23 protein-coding genes are annotated in these 20,840 nt (G+C 72.8%); 15 read left to right on the forward strand and 8 right to left on the reverse strand.

What is annotated here, in order from left to right:
- Nucleotides 1-229 precede the first annotated feature (229 nt).
- A complete protein-coding gene (locus AB0I42_RS12370; RefSeq protein ID WP_357536707.1) occupies nt 230-460 on the forward strand; it encodes a hypothetical protein in 231 nt (76 codons plus the stop codon).
- A gap of 12 nt (nt 461-472) precedes the next feature.
- Here the strand turns inward: AB0I42_RS12370 and AB0I42_RS12375 are convergent, their stop codons facing one another.
- From AB0I42_RS12375 to AB0I42_RS12390, 4 genes are read right to left on the reverse strand one after another with little or no spacing between them, the layout of a single operon-like run.
- Nucleotides 473-1,309 carry an SMI1/KNR4 family protein gene (locus AB0I42_RS12375; protein WP_357536709.1) on the reverse strand — a complete coding sequence of 279 codons (837 nt, stop codon included), beginning with the start codon at nt 1,307-1,309 and terminating at the stop codon, nt 473-475.
- Nucleotides 1,310-1,319: 10 nt separating this feature from the next.
- Complete coding sequence (locus tag AB0I42_RS12380; RefSeq protein ID WP_357536711.1) at nt 1,320-1,919, reverse strand: DUF4291 domain-containing protein; 600 nt, start codon at nt 1,917-1,919, stop codon at nt 1,320-1,322.
- Nucleotides 1,920-1,959: 40 nt separating this feature from the next.
- Nucleotides 1,960-2,397, reverse strand: a complete 438-nt coding sequence (locus tag AB0I42_RS12385) for a GNAT family N-acetyltransferase (RefSeq protein WP_357536712.1) — start codon at nt 2,395-2,397, stop codon at nt 1,960-1,962.
- Between the two features lie 44 nt (nt 2,398-2,441).
- Nucleotides 2,442-3,149, reverse strand: coding sequence for an NAD(P)H-binding protein (locus AB0I42_RS12390; protein ID WP_357536714.1), 708 nt, complete (start codon nt 3,147-3,149; stop codon nt 2,442-2,444).
- A gap of 172 nt (nt 3,150-3,321) precedes the next feature.
- Between AB0I42_RS12390 and AB0I42_RS12395 the strand changes: the two genes are divergently transcribed.
- Nucleotides 3,322-3,957: a TetR/AcrR family transcriptional regulator gene (locus AB0I42_RS12395; RefSeq protein ID WP_357536814.1), complete on the forward strand. Its 636-nt coding sequence runs from the start codon at nt 3,322-3,324 to the stop codon at nt 3,955-3,957.
- Nucleotides 3,958-3,961: 4 nt separating this feature from the next.
- Here AB0I42_RS12395 and AB0I42_RS12400 read toward each other — a convergent pair whose 3' ends face one another.
- Nucleotides 3,962-4,336, reverse strand: coding sequence for a VOC family protein (locus tag AB0I42_RS12400; protein WP_357536716.1), 375 nt, complete (start codon nt 4,334-4,336; stop codon nt 3,962-3,964).
- A gap of 113 nt (nt 4,337-4,449) precedes the next feature.
- Here AB0I42_RS12400 and AB0I42_RS12405 point away from each other — a divergent pair, with 113 nt between their 5' ends.
- The 9 genes from AB0I42_RS12405 (at nt 4,450) to AB0I42_RS12445 (ending at nt 13,468) form a co-directional block, all read left to right on the forward strand.
- Nucleotides 4,450-4,701 carry a hypothetical protein gene (locus tag AB0I42_RS12405; RefSeq protein WP_357536718.1) on the forward strand — a complete coding sequence of 84 codons (252 nt, stop codon included), beginning with the start codon at nt 4,450-4,452 and terminating at the stop codon, nt 4,699-4,701.
- Between the two features lie 20 nt (nt 4,702-4,721).
- Nucleotides 4,722-5,249, forward strand: coding sequence for a hypothetical protein (locus AB0I42_RS12410; RefSeq protein WP_357536720.1), 528 nt, complete (start codon nt 4,722-4,724; stop codon nt 5,247-5,249).
- Nucleotides 5,246-6,706, forward strand: coding sequence for a hypothetical protein (locus AB0I42_RS12415; protein ID WP_357536722.1), 1,461 nt, complete (start codon nt 5,246-5,248; stop codon nt 6,704-6,706). Before AB0I42_RS12410 ends, AB0I42_RS12415 begins: the two co-directional genes overlap by 4 nt.
- A gap of 39 nt (nt 6,707-6,745) precedes the next feature.
- Nucleotides 6,746-9,484, forward strand: a complete 2,739-nt coding sequence (locus AB0I42_RS12420; RefSeq protein ID WP_357536724.1) for an AAA family ATPase — start codon at nt 6,746-6,748, stop codon at nt 9,482-9,484.
- Between the two features lie 70 nt (nt 9,485-9,554).
- On the forward strand, nt 9,555-10,091 hold the full coding sequence (locus AB0I42_RS12425) for an RNA polymerase sigma factor (protein ID WP_357536725.1): 537 nt from the start codon (nt 9,555-9,557) through the stop codon (nt 10,089-10,091).
- A complete protein-coding gene (locus AB0I42_RS12430; protein WP_357536726.1) occupies nt 10,088-10,849 on the forward strand; it encodes an anti-sigma factor in 762 nt (253 codons plus the stop codon). The genes AB0I42_RS12425 and AB0I42_RS12430 overlap by 4 nt, the downstream gene beginning before the upstream one ends.
- Nucleotides 10,846-11,598, forward strand: coding sequence for an ABC transporter ATP-binding protein (locus tag AB0I42_RS12435; RefSeq protein ID WP_357536728.1), 753 nt, complete (start codon nt 10,846-10,848; stop codon nt 11,596-11,598). The genes AB0I42_RS12430 and AB0I42_RS12435 overlap by 4 nt, the downstream gene beginning before the upstream one ends.
- Complete coding sequence (locus tag AB0I42_RS12440) at nt 11,595-12,854, forward strand: hypothetical protein (protein ID WP_357536730.1); 1,260 nt, start codon at nt 11,595-11,597, stop codon at nt 12,852-12,854. Before AB0I42_RS12435 ends, AB0I42_RS12440 begins: the two co-directional genes overlap by 4 nt.
- Nucleotides 12,851-13,468 carry a hypothetical protein gene (locus AB0I42_RS12445; RefSeq protein ID WP_357536731.1) on the forward strand — a complete coding sequence of 206 codons (618 nt, stop codon included), beginning with the start codon at nt 12,851-12,853 and terminating at the stop codon, nt 13,466-13,468. Before AB0I42_RS12440 ends, AB0I42_RS12445 begins: the two co-directional genes overlap by 4 nt.
- 8 nt (nt 13,469-13,476) lie before the next feature.
- Here AB0I42_RS12445 and AB0I42_RS12450 read toward each other — a convergent pair whose 3' ends face one another.
- Nucleotides 13,477-14,157, reverse strand: coding sequence for a helix-turn-helix domain-containing protein (locus AB0I42_RS12450; protein WP_357536732.1), 681 nt, complete (start codon nt 14,155-14,157; stop codon nt 13,477-13,479).
- A 64-nt stretch (nt 14,158-14,221) separates the two neighbouring features.
- On the opposite strand from AB0I42_RS12450, the gene AB0I42_RS12455 reads away from it, so the two are divergent.
- The 3 genes from AB0I42_RS12455 to AB0I42_RS12465 all read left to right on the forward strand — a co-directional run bounded on the left by AB0I42_RS12455 (nt 14,222) and on the right by AB0I42_RS12465 (nt 17,215).
- Nucleotides 14,222-15,016 (forward strand): isocitrate lyase/phosphoenolpyruvate mutase family protein, encoded by a 795-nt coding sequence (locus AB0I42_RS12455; protein ID WP_357536734.1) that lies wholly within the window; start codon nt 14,222-14,224, stop codon nt 15,014-15,016.
- 83 nt (nt 15,017-15,099) lie between these two features.
- Nucleotides 15,100-16,608 (forward strand): MFS transporter, encoded by a 1,509-nt coding sequence (locus tag AB0I42_RS12460; protein ID WP_357536736.1) that lies wholly within the window; start codon nt 15,100-15,102, stop codon nt 16,606-16,608.
- A 31-nt stretch (nt 16,609-16,639) separates the two neighbouring features.
- On the forward strand, nt 16,640-17,215 hold the full coding sequence (locus AB0I42_RS12465) for a TetR family transcriptional regulator (protein ID WP_357536738.1): 576 nt from the start codon (nt 16,640-16,642) through the stop codon (nt 17,213-17,215).
- A gap of 13 nt (nt 17,216-17,228) precedes the next feature.
- Here AB0I42_RS12465 and AB0I42_RS12470 read toward each other — a convergent pair whose 3' ends face one another.
- A complete protein-coding gene (locus tag AB0I42_RS12470; RefSeq protein ID WP_357536816.1) occupies nt 17,229-18,056 on the reverse strand; it encodes a DUF72 domain-containing protein in 828 nt (275 codons plus the stop codon).
- 449 nt (nt 18,057-18,505) lie between these two features.
- Between AB0I42_RS12470 and AB0I42_RS12475 the strand changes: the two genes are divergently transcribed.
- A complete protein-coding gene (locus tag AB0I42_RS12475) occupies nt 18,506-20,092 on the forward strand; it encodes a TROVE domain-containing protein (protein ID WP_357536740.1) in 1,587 nt (528 codons plus the stop codon).
- 42 nt (nt 20,093-20,134) lie between these two features.
- On the opposite strand, the gene AB0I42_RS12480 is transcribed toward AB0I42_RS12475, so the two are convergent.
- A complete protein-coding gene (locus tag AB0I42_RS12480) occupies nt 20,135-20,758 on the reverse strand; it encodes a hypothetical protein (protein ID WP_357536741.1) in 624 nt (207 codons plus the stop codon).
- Nucleotides 20,759-20,840 lie beyond the last annotated feature (82 nt).

Genomic DNA, 20,840 nt, shown 5'->3' on the forward strand with positions numbered 1-20,840 from the left:
CTTCCGACCGGGCTCGGCCGGAAGGCGACCGTCGGGGAGCAGACCGGTCAGGATTCGAGAAGCGTGAGCAACCGGGCCGCACCTAACGTGACTGTCATCGGCACCGCCCTGCGGCTGGCCGGGGCGGCGAGGCACTTTCGCCGTCGATCACACGTCTACGAGCGGCTGAACGTCCTTTCCCGGCGGACCGCCGGGCCATGGGATCGCTCGTCTTACCGAGGAGACCCCGATGAACTGGAACAGGTTGGTTCGGCAGAGCCACCGCTGGCTGTCGATCGCCTTCACGGTGACCGTCGTCATCGCCACCGTCGCCGCCCTGGCGGTGGAGGAGCCCGCCGTCTGGGTGTTCCTGCTGCCGCCGCTCCCGCTCGCCCTGCTCCTGCTCACCGGCCTGTACCTGTTCGTGCTGCCGTACGTCGCCCGGCGGCGCGGCGCGCGACACATCGCCCGCGAAAGCTGACGCCGACCGGGGTCAACGGGTCCAGGTCGGTGTTCCGTCGCCGGTCATCGCCGACAGCACCCGGCAGCCCATCGACGCCACCGCGGCCGACAGCGCGGCACGGACCCGGTCGGCGTCGCCGGGCGGGAACGCGATCCGGATCTGGTGGCCGTACATCGTCTCGTACGTGACCCGCCACCGGGCCGCCGTCGCGACGAACCGGTCCTGGCGCAGCCCGTCGGCGGATTCGACGCCACCCCGGTCCGCGGTGGGGGCCAGGGCGGCGCGCAGGATCCGCAGCCGTTCGGCGTACGGATGTTCGTCGCCGGCCAGGCGGACGTAGATCCGGGTGAGGTCACGTACCGGTTCGAACCAGGGCGCCACCTGCGGCATCGGCGGGAAGAGCCCGCAGGTGAGACGGCCGTCGATCCACGCGGACAGGAACCCGGTCGCGGTGACGTCGTGGCGCTCGTACCGGGAGCCGCGCGGGTCCCAGACGACCACCGGCCACCGGTGTGGCTCTCCCCCGGTCAGCCAGCACAGCCGGTCGCCGTTGACGGTGGCGGCCCACACCAGCAGGCCGCCCGGTTCTGGATGCAGCGGGTACGGGTAGTTCTCCGGGAACTCGTCGCGCAGCGGTCCTTCGAGTTCGAGGAGTCCGTCCGCCTCGTCGAGAAGGTTGCCGAGGCCGAACGGGGTGTGCGGGAAGAGGAAGTCGAGGAACTCGCCGCGGCCGTAGCGGCGTACGAGGTCTTTGAAGTCGGCCGGCAGGGACCGGCCGAGGGTGCGGTCGACGGCCGTCCAGTCGCCGTCGCCGTCCACCGGTGCCGGCGGTGGCGGCACCCGCCGGACCAGGTCGTCGATCGTCACGGCGGCCAGGCTATCCGCTGGCACCGATCGTGGCGGCGAGGCCGGCGGGCAGCGGGTACGGCCGCTCGGGCGGCAGCAGTGCGGTGGCGCCGGTCTCGTCGCCGGCCCGCAGCCGGTCCCGGACGGCGTGCGCGGTGTCGGTGACGTCGGTGAGCCGGACGATCCAGTCGTCGACGTAGCGGTGGACCGCGTCGCCGCTGAGCCCGACCTGCAGCGACCGGTGCGGCAACGCGGCCAGGTGCGGCGAGCGCTCCGGGTCCCACTGCACCCGGACCGGGCTGGACCGCAGCCGCGCCGACCAGTCCTCGCGGCTTTCGTGGTTGTCCCGGTCGTGGTGACTCAGGCATGAGTTGGCCAGCGCCCATTCGAAGCCGGCGCGGGTGATCTCGATGGCGAGGACGTGTTCCTGGTCGGGCTTGGTGGCGTAGCCGCAGCGGTACATCATCCAGAGGAACGAAGGTTTGATCCAGGTCATCCGTTCGCGTTTGAACGGGTCCACGAACCGGCCGGTGGCCAGCGCCGGGCGGGCGATCCGGGCCGGGTACGCCTGGTAGACGGTGATCGTGTCGGCGGTGTGGACGGCGCGGATCTGACGTACGGGAACTGACACGTCGTTGATCGTCGGCGGTGTCGCGGCGGGTCGCCAGCGGTTATCGGTCGGACCAGTCGTAGACGACGATGGTGGTGCCGGGTTCGAGGGTGGCGCCGGCGGCGGCGTACATGCGCAGCGCCGGCTCGTTGTCGTGTTCGGTGCCGGTCCACATTCCGTAACAGCCGGCGGCGCGGGCGATGTCTGCGAGGGCTCGGACGAGGCCGCGGCCGATACCCCGGTCGCGGGCGTGTTCGGCGACGCCCAGTTCGTAGATGAACATCTCGACGCCCTTGTCGGGGTGGATCATCTCGACGCCGGTGACGAAGCCGACCGGCCCGTCCGGGGTCTCGGCGAAGACGAGGTGGTGGCCCGGGGTGGTGAGGAACCGCTCGGTCCACTCCCGTCGGGGCGGGTCGTCGAAGAGGTCGGCGGCGGTGAGGACGAGGTCGACGTCACCCGGTCCGAGGACCCGGTAGTCGACGGTCAGCGGTTCCATCCGCCGATGGTATGGCTTGTGCGCTTCGCGCACGTCCGCCCCGGTCAGTGTGCGGCGAGCGCCGAGGGCGTCTGGCGGCCGACGATGGCCGGGGCCTCGTGGATCAGTTCGTCGTCGACGATGGCGTTCACCATGAACAGCGCGAAGTCGGTGCGCCGTGTGATGTTGCTGCGCAGGGCCGGGTCGCCGACGTGTCGCCGCCACACCGGCAGTCCCTGGCTGTCGCCTTCCTCGAGGTCGCTGCCGCGTACGACGGTCCAGCGGGTGTCGCTGGCGAAGATCCGCCGGCAGGCCTCGACCTGGTCGTTGATGTCGACGGCCCGCGCCAGCCGGCCGACCACCGCGAAGAACCTGACGGCGGCGCGGACGCTGAGCGGGTAGACGTCCTTGCCGTCGCGGGTGATGTGCCAGCCGCAGGAGAAGACCAGGCGGGCGTCGTCCCGGGCGTGGTCCATCACCGCCTGGGCGGTGCCGCTCGAGTAGTTCTTGACGCCCCAGGGGACCAGCACGGTCAGTACGGCGTCGCAGCCGGCGACCGCCTTCGCGATCACCTGCCGGTCGTTGGTGGGTCCGGGTACGACGGTGATGCGGTCGCCGAAGTCGGCCAGCTTCCCGACGCTCCGCTCGCGGCAGACGGTCACGACCTGGTAGCCGCGGTCCAGTAGGTGCCGAATCATGTACTGCCCGAGTTTGCCCGATCCGCCGACGACGCAGACCCGCTTGCCCCGCCCGAGGCTCTCCTGCGTGCTCATCTTTCCTCCTCGAGAGGCGGTTGCGGGCGCAGCGCCCGCAACCGCAGCCAGCCTTACGCTCGTAAGGTTGACTGCAGGTTATCCTTACGCCCGTAAGGTCGTCAATCAGGAACTGGAGTGCCCGGTGGTTCCGAGCCCCAAGCGGCAGCGCCCGCGACTGACCAGGGAACGCGTGTTCGAGGCCGCCGTAAGCGTGGCCGACGCACGCGGGGTCGCCGCCGTGACCATGCGAAACGTCGCCGAGCAGCTCGGAATCGAGGCGATGTCGCTCTACCACCACGTGGCGAACAAGGACAAGATCCTCGATGGGATCGTCGACCTGGTCTTCGCGCAGATCGAGCTGCCCGACGACGAGTCCGACTGGAAGAACGCAATGTACCGGCGGGCCGCCTCCGCCCGGGCGGTGCTCTCGCGCCACCCGTGGGCACTCGGCCTGATGGAGTCCCGCCGCAACCCGGGGCCGGCGACCCTGCGGCACCACGACTGGATGATCGGTCGCCTCCGGACCGCGGGGTTCTCGATCCGGTTGGTCGCACACGCGATCTCGGCCATCGACGCGTACGTCTACGGCTTCGTGCTCCAGGAGTCGACGCTGCCGTTCAGCACGACCGAGGAACTCGAGGAGGTGTCGGCCGGGATCGTCGAACACCTGCCGGCCAACGGGTATCCGCATCTCGCCGAGATGTTCGAACACGCGCTGCGGCCCGGATACTCCTACGCCGAGGAGTTCGCGTTCGGGCTCGACCTGGTTCTCGACGGCCTCGAACGGGCCTTCACCGAAGCGGGTGGATCACCCCGCCAGGGCTGAGGCCCTACTCGGCGAGGACGGAGAGGATGTTGCCGGCCGGGTCGGTGAACCAGGCGATGTGCGGGCCGCCGCCACGGAAGACGTCGTCTTCGTCGGTCTTCAGGCCGGGCATGTCGTAGCTCTCGAACGGGACGCCGCGGGCCTTGAGGTCGGCGACGGTCTTCCCGACGTCGGCGACCGGGAAGTTGAGGATGGTGAAGGGCGCCGGCCGGTGGTCGCGCTTGGGGTAGACGAAGACCCGCGCGCCGGTGGCGAGGTGCAGTTCGAGCATGCCGTCGGCCTCGGTGACGCGCAGGCCGAGGGTCTCCCCGTAGAAGCGTTTCGCGGCGGGTACGTCGTCGACGGAGAACCCGGAGAACGCCTTCGATTCGCCCAACATGCCCCGACGATAACGGCCCTCGTGTGCCCCCGCAGGCCGAACGGCACACCCCCGGCGGGTGCATAGGGAAACACCCGATTCGTCGGCGTGGGTCGCGGCCTAGCGTCGATGGCGTGCCCGGTTCCCTGTTCGCGGTCGAGCGCTACGAGCGCCGGGGCGACCAGCGAACGCCGTCCCTGCCGTCGCTGCCGGCCGATTCCGGCGCGCGGCTGGTGGTGGCCGTCCACCTGCCGGCCGACGAGGTGGTGATCGCGTTGGTCGAGGCGGACGACGTCGCCGCCGCCGAGGCGGCGGCGGTGGGAGCCGGGTGGCAGGTGGACCGGGTCACGTCGGCCATCTGGATCGTGCCGCGGGACTGTGCCTGACGAACCACTTTGGAGCCACGATGCGCAAGACCCTCTCCCTGCTCGGCCTGACCGCGCTCGTGCTCGCCGGCACACTCGGCTGCGGAAGTTCGGCGCCACAGGTGCCGGTCGCCGAACCGTCGGTGACGTCGCCGCTGGACGAGCCGACCGTCGAGGAGACCTCCGGGAAGCCGCCGGCCGCGGACCTGCCGGACCCGTGCGCGCTGCTGCCGAAGCCCGAGGCGGAGACGCTCGCCGACGCCAAGCTCGAGGACCCGGTGCCGATCCGGGAGACGTGCACGTACACCGGGGCGCCGACCGGGCCGACGGCACAGGTGGAGGTCTACGTCGGCGACGGGGCGAAGAAGATGCTGGACATCGACCGCGAACTCGGCCACGAGTTCACCGCGCTGTCGGGCATCGGCGACGAGGCGCACCTGGAGAACGGCACGGTGTTCTTCAGCAAGGGCGGGGTGTGGGTCGCGATCCGGCTGGTCCGGCTGACCGACGACGCCGAGAACAACAAGCGGCTGGAGCAGGCGGCCCGGTCGGCCGCCGGCCGGCTGTGAGCGCGTCGCGGGCCCGGCGCGGCCGTACGGTACTCGCCGCCGCCGTCACCGTGCTGCTCGCCGTGTCAGGCTGTTCCGGCGGCGGTTCCGGGGGCGCACCCGGTGGCGAGGACGACCTGCGGTACGGGGGTGCGCCGGCCCGCGACGCCGACGTGACGTTCCAGCCGGACGTGGTCGTCGTCGGTGACGGCGGCCGGTCGGTGCGGTCGGTCACCGACGACGGGCTGACCTGGCGGATCGACGCGAAGGCGCGCAACGCGGCCGACCTGGATCCCGGTGAGGTCATGTTCGTCACCGGGCGCGGCGTCGGCCGGGTGCTCGATATCGCCCCGGACGGCGACGACCTGCTGGTGACCATCGGTCCGGTGGACATCACCGAGGTGATCCGCGACGGCACGTTCGAGCAGCGGGACGTGACCCTGTCCGACCCGGTGGTCTATGCGGCCGGCGAGCCGTTCTGGTCCGAAGAGGAGCCGGCCGCGCCGAGCACGTTCGGCCGCAGCGTCGCCGTACGGCCGTTGCGGGCCCCGGTGCTGGCGCAACGGCCGGTCGCGCCGCCACCGAAGCGCGGTGGCGGGGCGGACACGAAGTCACACGGGTATTCGGTGTTCTCGTCGTGCTGTACCGACGGCGTCGGCGCCCACTTCAAATACGACGACGGCGGGGTGCGGCTGGTCGGCACGGTGACGCTCACCTCGCGGCGGCCGGACGCGACGTTCCACCTCAGCATCGGCGCCGGGCGGGTCAGCCGGGCCGAGCTGGAGGTCAGCGGCGGGTTCGGGATCAAGGTCGAGTTCGAGGCGGGCATCCAGGACGGGCAGAACCACCGCAAGGAGTTCCCGATCGCCGCCGACTTCTCGTTCCCGATCGGGCAGGTGGCCGGCGTTCCGCTGTCGTTCACGGTCAGCCAGACGCTCGGGGTCCGGACCGCGTTCGGCGCGAAGCTCGGCACGATCAAGGGCTCGGGTGAGTTCTCGCTGGCCGGGTCGCTCGGTTTCGGCTACCGCGACGGGTCGTTCGGGCCACGCGTGTCGCACAACTTCCAGCGGAAGTCGAGCCTGATCAACTCGCTCACCGGGGTTCCGGTCGGCGTCATGGGCCTGGTGATCGAGCACGGTATCCGGTTCACGATCGGCATCAACGCCTACCTGTTCAAGGCCGGGATCTACTTCGAACTGCAGGTCAAGTACGGGCAGACGCTGGGTTCGGCGCTCGGTGCCCCGTACGCGCAGTGCCGTGGGGTCGGGATCGGTGTGCACGCGGTCTTCGGCGTGGGGTATTCGATCCTGGAACCGGTCGTCAAAGTGATCAACAAGTTCCTGAGCCTGCTGGAGCCCGTCACGTCGCTGAAGATCCCGCCCATCAAGGCCGAATCCGGGATCAGGTCGAGCAAGGAGGTCTACACCGCCAGCGAGACCATCCCCGACAGTCCGATCTGCGGCAAACCGCCGGTCTGACCCATCCCCGCCCGGGCGCGGCCGTGCCATCATCGCGCCATGGCGACCGCGGTGTTCGGCCGGGACGCGACCCTCGACGAGGCGTGGCGGCGGCTGGCGGCCGGCACACCCGTCCTGGTCGAGGGTCCGGCCGGGATCGGCAAGACCGCGGTCTGGCGGGCGCTGGCCGGGCGGGCCCGGGCCGAAGGCTGGCTGGTGCTGGCGTGCGCGCCGACCGAGACGGAGCGGGCACTGCCGTACGCCGCGCTCGCCGACCTGCTGCGCCCGTGCGCGCACCTGGTGGCCGGGCTGCCGCCGCCGCAGCGGGTCGCGGCCGAGGTGATCCTGCTGGCGGCGGCCACCGAGGAGGCCATCGACGAACGCGCGGTCGGTGCCGCGACCCGGTCGCTGCTGGCCGGCGCGCTGGCCGGGCCGGCGAAGGTGCTGGTCGCGGTCGACGACGCGCCGTGGCTGGATCCGCCGAGTGCCCGGGCACTGCGGTTCGCGTTGCGCCGGCTGGTGCCCCGGCCGGCGCTGCTGGCATGCAGCCGCACCGACGGCGCCGGGCCGGCGGCCACCCCGCTCGGCCTCGACACCGGCCCGGCCGGCGACGACCTGGAACGGGTCACGCTGGCGCCGCTGGGCGTCGGCGCACTGCACCACACGCTGCGGCAGCGGCTGGGCCGTACGCTCAGCCGGCCGCTGCTGGCCCGGATCGCCGGCGACGCGGGCGGCAACCCGCTGCTGGCGATCGAGTTGGCGCGGGCGGTGCTGCGGCTGCCGGAGCCGCCGCGACCGGGCGACGACCTGCCGGTCGTGGCATCCATCCAGCAGTTGCTGGCCGACCTGCTGCGGTCACTTCCGGCCGACAGCCGCGACGCGGTACGGCTGGCCTCGCTGCTCGCCGTACCCACGCTCGACGACCTCGTCGCGGCCGGGACGTCGGCGGCGGCGTTCGACCCGGCCGAGGAGGCGGGTCTGCTGACCGTCGACGCGACCGGGCTGGTCTTCGCCCACCCGGCGTACGCGGCGGCGGTGCGGGCCGGCATCCCGGCCGGAATCCGGCGCCGGCTGCACCGGCGGCTGGCCGCCGCCGTCACCGACCCCGACGAGCGGGCCAGGCAGTTGGCCCGGTGCACTGACGCCACCGACGCGGCGGTCGCGGCCGAGCTGGCGGCCGCCGCGGGGCGGCAGCGGGCACGGGGTGCGCCGGACCTCGCGGCCGGGCTGTACGAGCAGGCCGCCCGGCTCACCCCGCCGGAGGCGCCGGTGGACCGTGACGGGCGGCGGCTCGCGGCCGCGCACTGCCTTTTCGACAGCGGGGACTACGCCACCGCGGACACGGCGGCGGCGACGGTCGCGGCGGCCGGGACGGGTGAGTTGCGGGCGGAGGCGCTGCTGTTGCGGGCCGTGGTCGCCTGGTCGTCCGACGACCTGGCCGGGGCGGTGACGTACGCCGGGCGAGGGCTTTCGGCCGTGCCGGCGGACAGCCGGACCGCCGGGCAACTGCACGCCCACCTGAGCCTGTTCAACGACGCCCCGCAGGGCGGGCGGCGGCACGCCCGGGCGGCGCTGTCGATCCTGTCCGCCGGCGGTGACCGTGAGCTGGTCTGTGCCGCCCTGCTGCAACTGTTCTTCCACGAGGTACGGGCCGGACTGCCGCCCCGGCCCGAGTTGGTGGACCGGGCGCTGGAGCTGGAGGACGGTCACCCGTCGCGGCTCAGCGGGACGATCCCGGCGATCTGGTGGAAGGCGGTCGACGACCACACGCGGGCGAGGGCACGGCTGCACGACATGCGCCGGTACGCGTCGGCGCGCGGCGACGAGCCGCTGCTGCACGAGGTGCTCTGCCACCTGGGTGAGACCGAGCTGTTCGCCGGCCGGTTCGCGGCCGCCGCCGAGCACATCGCGGCCGCCCGTGACCTCGGTGACCAGGTCGGGTCCGGGCTGGTCGGCGAGACGTGGCTCGCCGCGACGCTGGCCGCCTGCCGGGGTGAGCTGGACGGAGCCCGGCTGGTGGCCGAGGCCGGGCTGCGGCACGCGGACCGGCTCGACGACCCGTGGGCGCGGCGGATCCACACGCAGCTGCGGGCGTTCGTCGCCCTGTCGACCGGACGCATGGCCGACGCCGCCGCCGCGTACGGCGACCTGGCGCGGATGCTGGCCGGCGAGGGAATCGCCGAGCCGATCGCGTTGCGGTTCGAGCCGGACTGGATCGAGGCGTGTGTCGGTGCCGGTGCTCTCGACGAGGCGCGGGTGGCACTGGACCGGCTGGCCGGGCGGCACTCCCGGCTACCCCGGCCGTGGACGTCGTTGGGGCTGGCCCGTAGCCGGGTGCTGCTGGCCGGTGCCACCGGTGGCGACGTCGCCGCCGCGCTGGCCGACCTCCAGGCGGCGCGGGACGGGGTGCCGGCCGATGTCCTGCCGCTGGACCGGGCCCGGTGTCTGCTGGTCGCCGGCCTGGCACACCGGCGGGCACGGCGTAAGCGGGAGGCACGGGAGGCGCTGGAGTCGGCCGTGACCGAGTTCGTCGCGATGGGTGCCGGGGCGTTCGCCGAGCGGGCACGGGCCGAACTGGCCCGGGTCGGTGAGCGGGTGGCGGCGCCGACCGAGTTGACGGCGACCGAGTTGCGGGTGGCCCGGTTGGCGGCGTCGGGGCGGACCAACCGCGTCATCGCCGACACGTTGTTCATCAGTCCGAAGACGGTGGAGGCGAATCTGGCCCGGGCGTACCGCAAGCTCGGTATCTCCAGCCGGGCGCAGCTCGGGGCGGCGATGGCCCGACTGCCGGAGGGTTAGCCGACGTCCCGGATCCCTTGACCGGGGGATGCCGAGAACCGTTTCCGCTGGCCATACGTCCTTACCTGGTGTGACCGAGATCGGCGACGGGGAGCTGCTGCGCCGTGTCGGCCGGGGCGACCGCCGGGCGTTCGAGGCGTTCTACGCGCGGCACGCGCCGTGGCTGTCGCTGCGCCTGCGGCGGCGCTGCCGCGACCCCGAACTCGCCCGTGAACTGCTCCAGGAGACGTTCCTGGCGGTCTGGCGGGCGGGTGGCAGCTATCGCGGGGACGGCGAGGTCGTCGGCTGGGTGTGGTCGATCGCCGTCCGGCGGCTGATCGACGCCGGCCGCCGCGAGCAGGTCCGCCCGCAGACCGTCGAGCTGCCCGACGAGGCCCTGCTGACCTGGTCACCGTCCGCCGAGGAGGAAGCCATGACCGACACGTACGACGCCCGGCTGGAGGTCGCGTTACGCAGCCTGGCACCGGAGCTGCGGGCGGTGCTGCAGGCGACCGTCCTCGACGGCCTGACGGTCCGGGAGGCCGCCGTCGTGCTCGGCCTGCCGGAGGGCACGGTGAAGACGCGGGCGCTGCGGGCCCGGCGGGCGCTGCGGGCGGCGCTGTCGTGAGCGGCTTCCACCTCGACGACTCGGTGCTGCGGGCGTACGCGCGGGAGCGGCTGGCCGACACCGACGCCTGGTCGGTCGAGGCGCACCTCGACCGGTGCGCGGCGTGCAGGTCCCGGCTCCCGTTCGACGTCCCGGCGGCCGCCGAACTGCTGGCGGTGCTGCCCGATCAGGGCCGGGTCCGTCCCGGCACCAGGTGGCGCCGGAGCATGATGCTGCTGGGCGCGGCACCGGCGGCCCGGGTCGCCTGGTTCGTCTCGGTCGCCGCCACCCTCGGGCTGGCGGTCGGGGCGGCGTTCGACCCGCTGCTGATCCGGCCGTGGCTGCTGCTGCTCATCGCACCGGTGCTGCCGGTGCTCGGTGTCGCCGCCTCCTACGGGCCGCACACCGATCCGCTGCACGAGATGGTGGCGGCCAGCCCGTACGGCGGGTTGCGGATCGTCCTGTGGCGCACCCTGTCGGTGCTCGCCGTCACCGTTCCCGTCGCGTTCGCGGCGGGCGCCGCGTCGGGCATCGGCGTACCGGCGATGTGGCTGCTGCCGTCCCTCGCGCTGACCGGGCTGGCGCTCGGGCTGGGGTCGCTGATCGCCCCGGTCCGGGCGGCGGCGCTGGTGGCGGGCGGCTGGGCACTGTTGGTTCTCGCCGCCTCCGGGCCGCAGTGGCTGGTCGTCCCGGCCGCCGGCCCGCTCTGGCTGGCCGTGCTGGCGGCGGCCACCGGGCTCTTCCTCGTACGGACGACACGCAGAGAGGCGTTTCGATGACGGTCACCGTCGAAGGGGTACGGATCGGCTACCGCAACCGGGTGGTGCTCGACGGCCTCGACCTGCATCTCGGCACCGGCGTACACGGGCTGCTCGGCCCGAACGGGGCCGGGAAGACCAGCCTGATGCGGGTGCTGGCCACCGTGGCCCGCCCCGACGCCGGCCGGATCCGCCTCCTCGGCCGGGACGTCGCCGACACCGCCGCACTGCGTCAGGTCCGGCGCCAGATCGGCTACCTGCCGCAGACGTTCGGCTACTACCCCCGCTTCACCGTCCGCGAGTTCGTCGAGTACTTCGCCTGGCTCAAGGAGATGCCGCCGGCCGGGGTGCCGCTCGCGGTCGACCGGGCACTGGAGCGGGTCGGGCTGTTCGACCGGGCCGACGACCGGATGAAGCACCTCTCCGGCGGCATGCTGCGCCGGGCCGGGATCGCCCAGGGCATCGTCAACGATCCGCGGCTGCTGCTGCTCGACGAACCCACCGCCGGCCTCGACCCGGAACAGCGGGTCGACTTCCGGGCACTGCTGCGCGAGGTCGGTGTCGACGCCTGCGTGCTGGTCAGCACCCATCTGGTCGAGGACGTCGCGTCGGCGTGCGCGACGGTCAGCCTCGTCGACGGCGGCCGGCTCGTCTTCACCGGTACGCCGGACGAACTCGCCGCGCTCGGCGCCGGCCCCGGCAGCGGCGACTCGCCCATCGAGCGCGGCTACAGCGCCGCGCTGCGCGACGCCCGGGGGGTACGCCGGTGAGGCGGCAGCTGCGGGTCGAACTGCTGCGCGGTACGGCGCCGGCGGCGGCGCTGGTGATGTTCGGCGCGAGCGTCTGGATGTTCGCCGTGCACCAGGACGACTGGGCCGGGCGCTGGGCCGGGCTGGCGTCGTGGGTCCGGCAGTCGATGCTGATCCTGGTCGCCCTGATGGTGGCGGCTGGTGCCTGGCAGGCCGGCCGGGAGCGGCGGCGGCAGATCGGCGACCTGCTCGCCTCGACGGCGCGCCCGGCCTGGCAGCCGATGCTGGTGGGCTGGCTGGCGGTGTCGCTCGCCGGCACCGCCGGTTTGCTCGCCGCGCTGGCCGGTGCGGCGGTGCTGGTCGGCCGGCTGGCCACCTACGTCGGCGGGGACTGGTGGTGGACGCTCGCCGTCGGTGTGCTGGCGCTGTGGACGGCGAGCGCGCTGGGGGTTCTCGTCGGCCGGCTCGTGCCGCTACGGGTGGCCGCTCCGATAGCGGGGCTGGCCGCGTATGTGGGGCTCGGTATCGCCACCTACCTACCGGTGGGCGCCGGCGCCTGGCTTACGCCGGGCCTTCCCTATGGGGGCGTGGAGCGGCTGGTGCCTGACGGGACACATCTGCGGCAGACGGCCTGGTTCGTGGCCCTGACCGCGCTGCTGCTGGCGGTTGCCGCGCGGCGGATATGGGTGGCGCTGGTCTGCGGTGCGCTGGCCGCCGCGTCCGTCGTACCGATCGTCACCGGGCCACTTCCCCGGCATTTTCGGACCGATTTGGCGGCGGTCGAGCCGGTGTGCACTGTGGAGGGTCCGCAGGTGTGTGTCGCCCGGATCAACGCGTATCTGCTCGACGACGTGGCGGCGGTGGTGCAGCCGGTGCTGCGCCGCGTCGACGGCATTCCGGGCGCGCCGTGGCGGGCCGCCGACGCGGTGACGGCACCGCCGGGGCACTCGACGGTCGACGACGACGGGACGATCTGGGTCGGCCTCGACGGCCAGTCGAAGGCGTTCGGCGGGCTCGAACGCCTGGACTGGCTGCGGGCCAGCACCGACGGCTTCCTCTCGTTCTACTGCGGCGACGGCCCTCACGACCAGGGCGTGTACGACGCGACCATGCTGGCCCGCTCGTGGCTGCACCAGGAGCCCCCGTACGGCGACGTGCCCATCGACCGGCTGCTGGCCCGGCCGATGCCGCAGCAGCGGGCCTGGTTCGCCGAATACCTCGCCGCCAGCCGGGTCTGCGATCTCACCCGATTGAGCGAACTGGCGCGGGTGCCGTGACCGGCCGGCTGCTCCTGCTGCACCTGCGGGCCCGCGGCGGCCCGGCGTTCGCCGCCGGCCTGGTCGTCGTCACGGCACTGGCCTGGGCCGGTGGCAGCTGGCTGATCAGCCGGCCGTACTTCGACGGGCCGGCCGCCCGGATACCGGTGGTCGCCCTCACCCCGCTGCTCGGCGCACTGCTGCTCGCCCCGACCCTCGCCGGTGCCGGCGACGAACTCGAACGCGGCACCCCGGCACCGTGGCGGCACTGGCGGGCCGGCCACGTGCTGGCGGCCGTCGTCGTGATCGGCACCCCGCTGGCGCTGACCGGGCTGCACGCGCCCGAGGTGTTCGGCGCGTACGCGCTGCTGCGCAACACCCTCGGCTGTGTCGGGCTGGTCGCCGGGGCGGCCGTACTGCTCGGGGCCAGGCTGGCCTGGCTGCCGGCGTTCGGATACGTCTGCGCGGTCTACGGGGCGGTGCCGCGCCAGGTCGGCGGGGCGGCCGGAATCTGGGCCTGGCCGGTGCAGCCGTCCGGCGTCGAGGCGTCCTGGGCGGTCGCCGTCGCCCTGTTCGTCGCCGGCTCCGCGAGCTACCTGTGGTACGGGGCCCGGCCCCGGTTCGGCGGCGACTGACCTCTCGGTCAGGGTGCTTCGAGGCCGAGAAGGTCGCGCAGTGCCGCCCGGCCGGGGTCGGTGACCCGCAGCGCCCGGCCGGTGCCGATCCGTACCGCCCAGCCCTGGTCGAGCACGTGCCGGCACAGGGCCGCGCCGGCTACCCCGCCCAGGTGCGGCCGACGCTCGGTGTGGTCGAGGCAGGCCCGGACCAGCGGGCGTCGGCCGGCCGGCAGTTCGCCGACCAGGTCGGTCAGCTGGCGCAGCCCGGCGTCGGTCAGCGCGAACCCGGTCCGCTGCTGCAACCAGCCGGCGTCGAGCAGCGCGTCGGTGACCGCCACCCCGAGCCGGCCGGCGAGGTGGTCGTAGCAGGTGCGGGCCTTCGCACTGGCCCGCTCGCGGGCCGCCGCCTTGAGGGTGCGGGGCGGCGGCGCCGGGGCGGCGTACGCGGCCAGGTCCTCGATCAACTGGGCGGCCGCCGGGTCGGCGAGCCGTACGTAGCGGTGCCGGCCCTGCCGCTCCTGCACCAGTAGCCCGCCGTCGACGAGCAGGGTCAGGTGGGCACTCGCCGTGGACGGGGCCACGCCGGCGTGGCGGGCGAGTTCGCCGGCGGTCCAGGCCCGGCCGTCGAGCAGCGCCAGGCAGAAGGTCGCCCGGGTCGCGTCGGCGAGCAGGCCGGCCAGCGCGGCCAGCGGCGGGTCCGTGGTCATCACCCCATCCTGCGGGTACGACGTTTCGGCCGGCACCGAACCGTCCCGGTTCTAGCCTCGGCGCGTGGGTCCTCGGCCGGCCGGTGCGGCCGGCGTGCCGGAAAGGGGTGCGCGGATGAACTTCCACGAACTGCATCGGCCCGGTGCGCCGCTGCTGCTGCCGAACGCCTGGGACGTCGCGTCGGCGAAGCTGTTCGCGGCGGCCGGCCATGCGGCCGTCGGCACGACCAGCCTCGGCGTGGCGGCCGCGGCGGGACGGCCGGACGGGGTCGGCGCGTCCCGGGCGGAGACGCTCGCGCTCGCCCGGTTGCTGGCGGAGCTGCCCTGCCCGGTCACCGTCGACGTCGAGGCCGGGTTCAGCGACGACCCGGCGGAGGTCGCCGGGGTCGCGGCGACGCTGGCCGGCTACGGCGTCGCCGGAATCAACCTGGAGGATGCCGGCGGCCCGCCGAGCCTTCAGGTCGCGAAGATCGTCGCGATCAAGGCGGCGGCGCCGGGACTGTTCGTCAACGCCCGCACCGACACGTACTGGCTGGGACGGGGCTCGTACGACGAGACGGTGTGGCGGCTCGAGGCGTACGTGGCGGCGGGCGCCGACGGGGTGTTCGTGCCCGGTCTGCGGACGCCGGACACGATCCGGGCCCTGGTCGCTGCGGTCGACGCACCGCTCAACGTGCTGATCGCGCCGGACGGGCCGACGGTCACCGAACTGGCCGGGCTCGGCGTCGCCCGGATCAGTTGCGGGTCGCTGCTCTACCGGGCGGCGCTGACGGCGGCGGTCGGTGTGCTCGGCGCCGTCGCCTCGGCCGGGCCGCTCCCCACCGACGTGCTCAACTACGCCGAGGTGGCGCGCCTGTAGCCGTCCTTCCCCACAGCAAGATACTTGCACGATCGTTCTAGTTGTACGATCGTGCAGGTACTTTGCCTATGGCGGGAGGACGGATGCACACGACTGGGAAACCACGCGCCGGAGCACGGGAATGGGTCGGCCTGGGCCTGCTGGCCCTGCCGACCGTCCTGCTCGGGCTGGACGTCACGGTGCTGTACCTCGTACTGCCGAGCCTGGCCGCCGACCTGCAGCCCTCCGCCACCCAGACGCTGTGGATCATGGATGCCTACGGGTTCTTCATCGCCGGCTTCCTGATCACGATGGGCACCCTCGGCGACCGGATCGGCCGGCGGCGCCTGCTGATGATCGGCGTCGCGGCATTCGGCGCGGTCTCGGTGTTCGCGGCGTTCGCCCCCAGCCCCGCCCTGCTCGTCATCGCCCGTGCACTGCTGGGAATCGCCGGAGCCACCCTCATGCCGTCCACGCTGTCGCTGATCAGCAACATGTTCGCCGACGTACGCCAGCGGGCGGTGGCGATCGGCGTCTGGGCGACGATGTTCGCGCTCGGCATGGCCGCCGGCCCCGTCGTCGGCGGAGCCCTCGTCGCCCACTTCTGGTGGGGCGCTGCCTTCCTCCTCGCCGTACCGATCGCCGTCGTCGTGCTGGCCGGCGCCCCGGTTCTCCTACCGGAATACACCGCCCCGCACCGGGGCCGGATCGACCTACCGAGCGTGGCCCTGTCACTGGCCGCACTGCTGCCGCTCGTCTACGCGGTCAAGCACATCGCCGCGTACGGCATCGACGCGCACGCCGTCGCCATACTCCCCGCGATCCTGGCCGCGACCGCGTTCGTCCGCCGGCAGCGGCGACTTCCGGCCCCGCTGCTGGAGATGACGCTGTTCCGCAACCGGGCCTTCTCCGCCGCGCTGACGGTGCTGCTGATCGGCCTGGTCGGCGTCGGCGGAGCCATGTTCCTCGTCACGCAGTACCTGCAACTCGTCGACGGTCTCTCCCCCGCCGTCGCCGGCCTGTGGATGGGACCACCCGCGCTGGCCATGTTTGCCGCCGCGATCGGTGCGCCGATCCTGGCCAGGCATGTACGACCCGGCACCGTCATGGCCGCCACACTCGGCGTCTCGCTGGCCGGATACGGACTCCTCGCCACCGCCGGCGCCGACAGCAGAACCGCCGTCGTGACCGGGTTCGCCTTCGTCTACCTCGGCCTCGGCGCCATCGCGGCACTGGGCACCGACATCGTCGTCGGTGCCGCACCACCGGCGAACTCAGGCTCCGCGGCGGCCATGTCCGAAACCGTCCAGGAACTCGGCATCGCCGTCGGCGTGGCGGTGCTCGGCAGCCTCACCACCGCGGTCTACCGCGCCCGGGTCGACGTACCGCCGGACACGGCCCCGGACGTCGCCGGGGCGGTGACGGACAGTCTGGCCGGCGCCCTGTCCGTCGCCGACCAGGTGCCCGCGGCGACCATCACGCAGGCGCAGGCCGCGTTCACCGGTGGGCTGAACTCCGCCGCCCTCGTCGCCGGTCTGGCCATCGCCGCGATCACCATCGTGTGTGCCGTCACGCTGCGGCACATCGCGCCCATCGGCGAATCCGAGCATTAGCGGTGGGTAGCCTGAATGCCCGGGAGGAAGCATGGGCGACGAGGAACCCACCACGGACGGGCGCCGGGCCAGGGGCCAGAAGCGCCGGGCCGACATCATTGACGCGACCCTGACCGTGGTGCAGCGCGACGGCGCCGCCGGGGTGACCCACCGTACGGTCGCCCGGGAGGCCGGCATCCCCACGAGCCTGACCACCTACTACTTCGCCAGCCTCGACGACCTGCTGGTGGCGGCGCTGACCAGCGTGGCCGACGCCTACACCGAACGGATCCGGCACATCATCGACCACGACGGCGACAAGCTGCGCGGACTGGCCGAACTCATCGCCGAGACCGCCGGCCCGGGGCGGGAGCGCGCCCTCGCCGAACGGGAGCTGTCCACGCTGGCGGCAAGGCGACCGGCCCTGCGGCCGGCGGCCCGCCGGTGGCGGGACAACGTCGCCGAGCTGGCGAGGACGCGTACCAGTGATCCCGAGGCCGCGGAGGCGCTTGTCGCGGTCGCCGACGGCCTGTGTGCGGCCATCCTGCTCGGCGACGACAAAGCCGATCCCGGCCGCATCCACGCCGTGCTGATCCGGGCCCTGAACGGCGCCCGACGCGCAACCTGACCGGCCGGCCGGATCAGAAGAGGGTCAGCGGCTCGACCGGGATCGGCTCGGGAAGCGGCTCCAGTTCGGGAATTCGCGCCCGTACGTCGTCGTGGAAGCGGCGGGCCAGCACCGGCGCGTCGACGTTGTCCGGAGTATGGACGAACATCGTCGGCGAGCGACCCTCGCGCAGCCATCCGGCAACAATGTCGATCCAGCGCTGCCAGCCCTCGACCGTCCGCGCGGAGTCGTCGCGGCCGATATACCGCACGATCGGCCGGTCGGTCAGCGCGGCGGTCCGCAGCGGCATCCGCGGTTTCCGGGTCCACGCCTCCCGTTCCGTGTCGGTGGTCGGCGGGCTCTGGAAGAACGCGGTGGTGTCGAACGGAACCCATTCGGCGGACGCTGCGGTGAGCACTTCTTCGAGTGCGGCTATCGAGTGGGAATCGTCGAAGAACGCCGGGTGGCGGACCTCGACCGCATACCGGTGCGACGCCGGAAGCCGGCGCAGAAAGTGGCCGAGAGCGGGCACGTCGGCGGGGCCGAACGACCCCGGCAACTGGATCCAGAGGGCGTCGGCGCGCGGGCCGAGTGGCTCGATCGCGTGCAGGAACTCCCGGAGCGGCTCCTCGACGTCACCGAGCCGGCGTTCGTGCGTGATCACCTTCGGTAGTTTGACGACGAACCGGAAGTCGGGGTCGGTCTGCCGCGCCCATGAGGCCACCGTCTCCCGGGTCGGGGTCGCGTAGAACGTCGTGTTGCCCTCGACGGCGTTGCACCAGCCCGCGTAGTGCCGCAGGCGCTCGTGCGCCGGGAGCGGATGCGCCACCAGGCGCCCCTGCCACGACTTGTGGGTCCACATCGCACAGCCGACGTGCAGACGCACGATCCCACTTCCTCCCACGTGTGTGCCCTGCTTTCAGCACCCACCGTATACGGGCATGCCCGGCGCGGCCTCGTCGCTCAAATCTCCTTGCCGCCCCTTGCGGACGGCGATTAGCGTCATGGACGCACCTCCTGTGCGAAGACCGGGGCTACTTCTTTTTGGGTAAAGACCTGTCGCCTCGGTCGTTCGGTTCTCGGAGGGGCACGTACGGGGCGCGCTGGCGGCCAGCCTGTGCGCAGGGTGGGGTTACTTCCAATTAATGAGGCGGTTGCGAGTTCGAGTCTCGCCGATCTGACCTCGGTCAGGCGTAGCTCAAGTGGTAGAGCTCCTCCGGAGCAACATGTCACCTCGCCCGCCTGGTTCTCGGCTGGCTCCCAGTGCGCCCCGTACGACGCCTCTCCGCTGCGAAGGAAAGGGGCGTTCCCATGGCGAAGTTCAACACCACCGCGACAACGACCGCTGTCGGCCGCGGCCCGATCACCGCGTCGCCGACCGCCGACATCCGTACCCACGAGGGCGCGCCCGGCCACAGCCGTGACCTGAAGTCCGAACTTTTCCTGCTCGCGGTGGCAAACTTCGTCAGCGAGGACACCTTCTACGAGCAGGCCGGCGACCGGGACAACCGGTACGCCACCCTCGTCCGCCAGGTCGCCGTCACCGACGTCGAGTGGCTGACCGAGTTCGTCCGCTGGCTGCGCCGCGACGCGAACATGCGGTCGGCGCCGCTCGTCGCCGCAGCCGAGGCGGTCAAGGCACGCCTCGACGCCGGCCTGCACGGCGCCAACCGGCCCCTGGTCGACGCCGCCCTCAACCGGGCCGACGAGCCCGGCGAGTTCCTGGCCTACTGGCGGTCCCGGTTCGGTCGCAAGGTGCCGGGCCCGGTCAAGAACGGGCTCGCCGACGCCGTACGGCGTCTGTACAACCAGCGGTCAATGTTGAAGTACGACACCGACAGCAAGGGCTACCGGTTCGCCGACGTCATCGACACCGTCCACCCCACCCCGGCCGCGCCGTGGCAGTCGGCGCTGTTCCGGCACGCCCTCGACCGGCGCCACGACCACGTCGACGCCATCCCCGACGAGCTGGCGGTCATCCGCCGGCGGGCCGACCTGTGGGCGCTGCCGGTCGAGCAGCGTCGGGCCGTACTCGACGACCCGCAGCGGCTCGCCGACGCCGGCATGACGTGGGAAGCCCTGGCGGGGTGGCTCGACGGTCCCATGGACCGGCGGGCGTGGGAGGCGATGGTGCCGTCAATGGGGGTCTTCGCCCTGGCCCGGAATCTGCGGAACTTCGACGAGGCCGGCGTCAGCGACGAGGTGGCGGCACGGGTCGCGGCCCGGTTCGCCGACCCGGCCGAGGTCGCCCGGTCGCGGATGTTTCCGTTCCGGTGGCTGTCCGCGTACGAGCAGGCGCCGTCGCTGCGGTGGGGGCACGCCCTCGACCAGGCGCTCCAGGCGTCGCTGGCCAACCTGCCGGCGCTACCCGGCCGCTCGCTGGTGCTCGTCGACACGTCGGCCTCGATGACCAGCCGGGCGTTCTCGGCGAAGTCGACGATGACCCCGCTGAAGGCCGCCGCCGTGTTCGGGGTGGCGCTGGCGGCCAAGGGCGAGCAGGTGCACCTGTACGGCTTCGCCGACGGTGTGTTCCGGCATGAGGTCCGCAAGGGCGCGTCGGTGCTCCGCGAGGTCGATGCGTTCTGCCGCCGGGTCGGCGAGGTCGGTCACGGTACGCAGATCGCCGCCTCGCTGCAGGCCACGTACAAGCGGCACGACCGGGTGTTCCTGATCTCGGACATGCAGACGATGGATGGTTTGTACGGCCGAGGTGTCGGTGAGCAGGTGCCGGCGACCGTGCCGCTGTACGGGTTCAACCTGAACGGATACAAGGCGGCGGCGTTCGCGGCCGGCAGCCCGAACCGGCTCGAGTTCGGTGGCCTGACCGACGCGACGTTCCGCATGATCCCGCTGATCGAGGCCGGCCGGGACGAGTCCTGGCCCTGGCTGGCGCGATAGCCGAGGTGGCGCCCTCCCTGGAGGGCGCCACCTCGCCTGCGGTCAGGCTGCCCGCCACCGGAGTTTCGGATCCTCCGCCGTCTTCTTGCACTGCATGAGCTTGCCGGTCTTGGTCTTCCCCATCGCGCCGGCCGTCTTGCAGAACGCGCCGGGATGGACACCCTGCTGGACACTGTCGGTCGGCTTGGTCGTACGGGGTGCGGCGGTCGTCCGTTTCGGCTGTGCGGTGGTCCGCTTCGGCTGCGGCGTCGTCTTCGTCGGCCGTGGCGTGGTCTGGGTCGGCCGGGGTGTCGTCTTCACCTGGCCGGCTGCCGTGGTCGGTGCGGCCGTCGTCGGAGTGGCGCCGGCCGGGGCGGACGTGCCGTCCGTCGGGGTGGAGGAAGCGGCATCCGCCGCTGTCGGGGAGTCGGCCGGAGCCGCCGGTGCGCCGGTGCTGGCCGAAGCGAGCGGTTTGGGATCGTTGCCGGAATCGAGGGCGGCGCCGACCGCTCCGATACCGCAGCAACTGATCAGAAGGACACCGAAGGTGATGCCGATGATGCCGGCGACGCCGAGCCGCCTACGGCGCGGCGGTGGGCTTCCGTACATCGCGGGCTGAACGGGCGGCATGGGCTGGGTGTGGTGGGGGTACGGGGGCCGCTGCTGCCCCCACGGCTGGTTCGTCATCGGTGGCTGCGGCGCGGACCTGGCCCGACCAGGGCCGGTACGAGGCGCCGCTCCCCCTTTCTCGAAGACCTGCGAAACCGCG

Source organism: Polymorphospora sp. NPDC050346, assembly GCF_040655695.1.
GTDB classification, from domain to species: domain Bacteria; phylum Actinomycetota; class Actinomycetes; order Mycobacteriales; family Micromonosporaceae; genus Polymorphospora; species Polymorphospora lycopeni.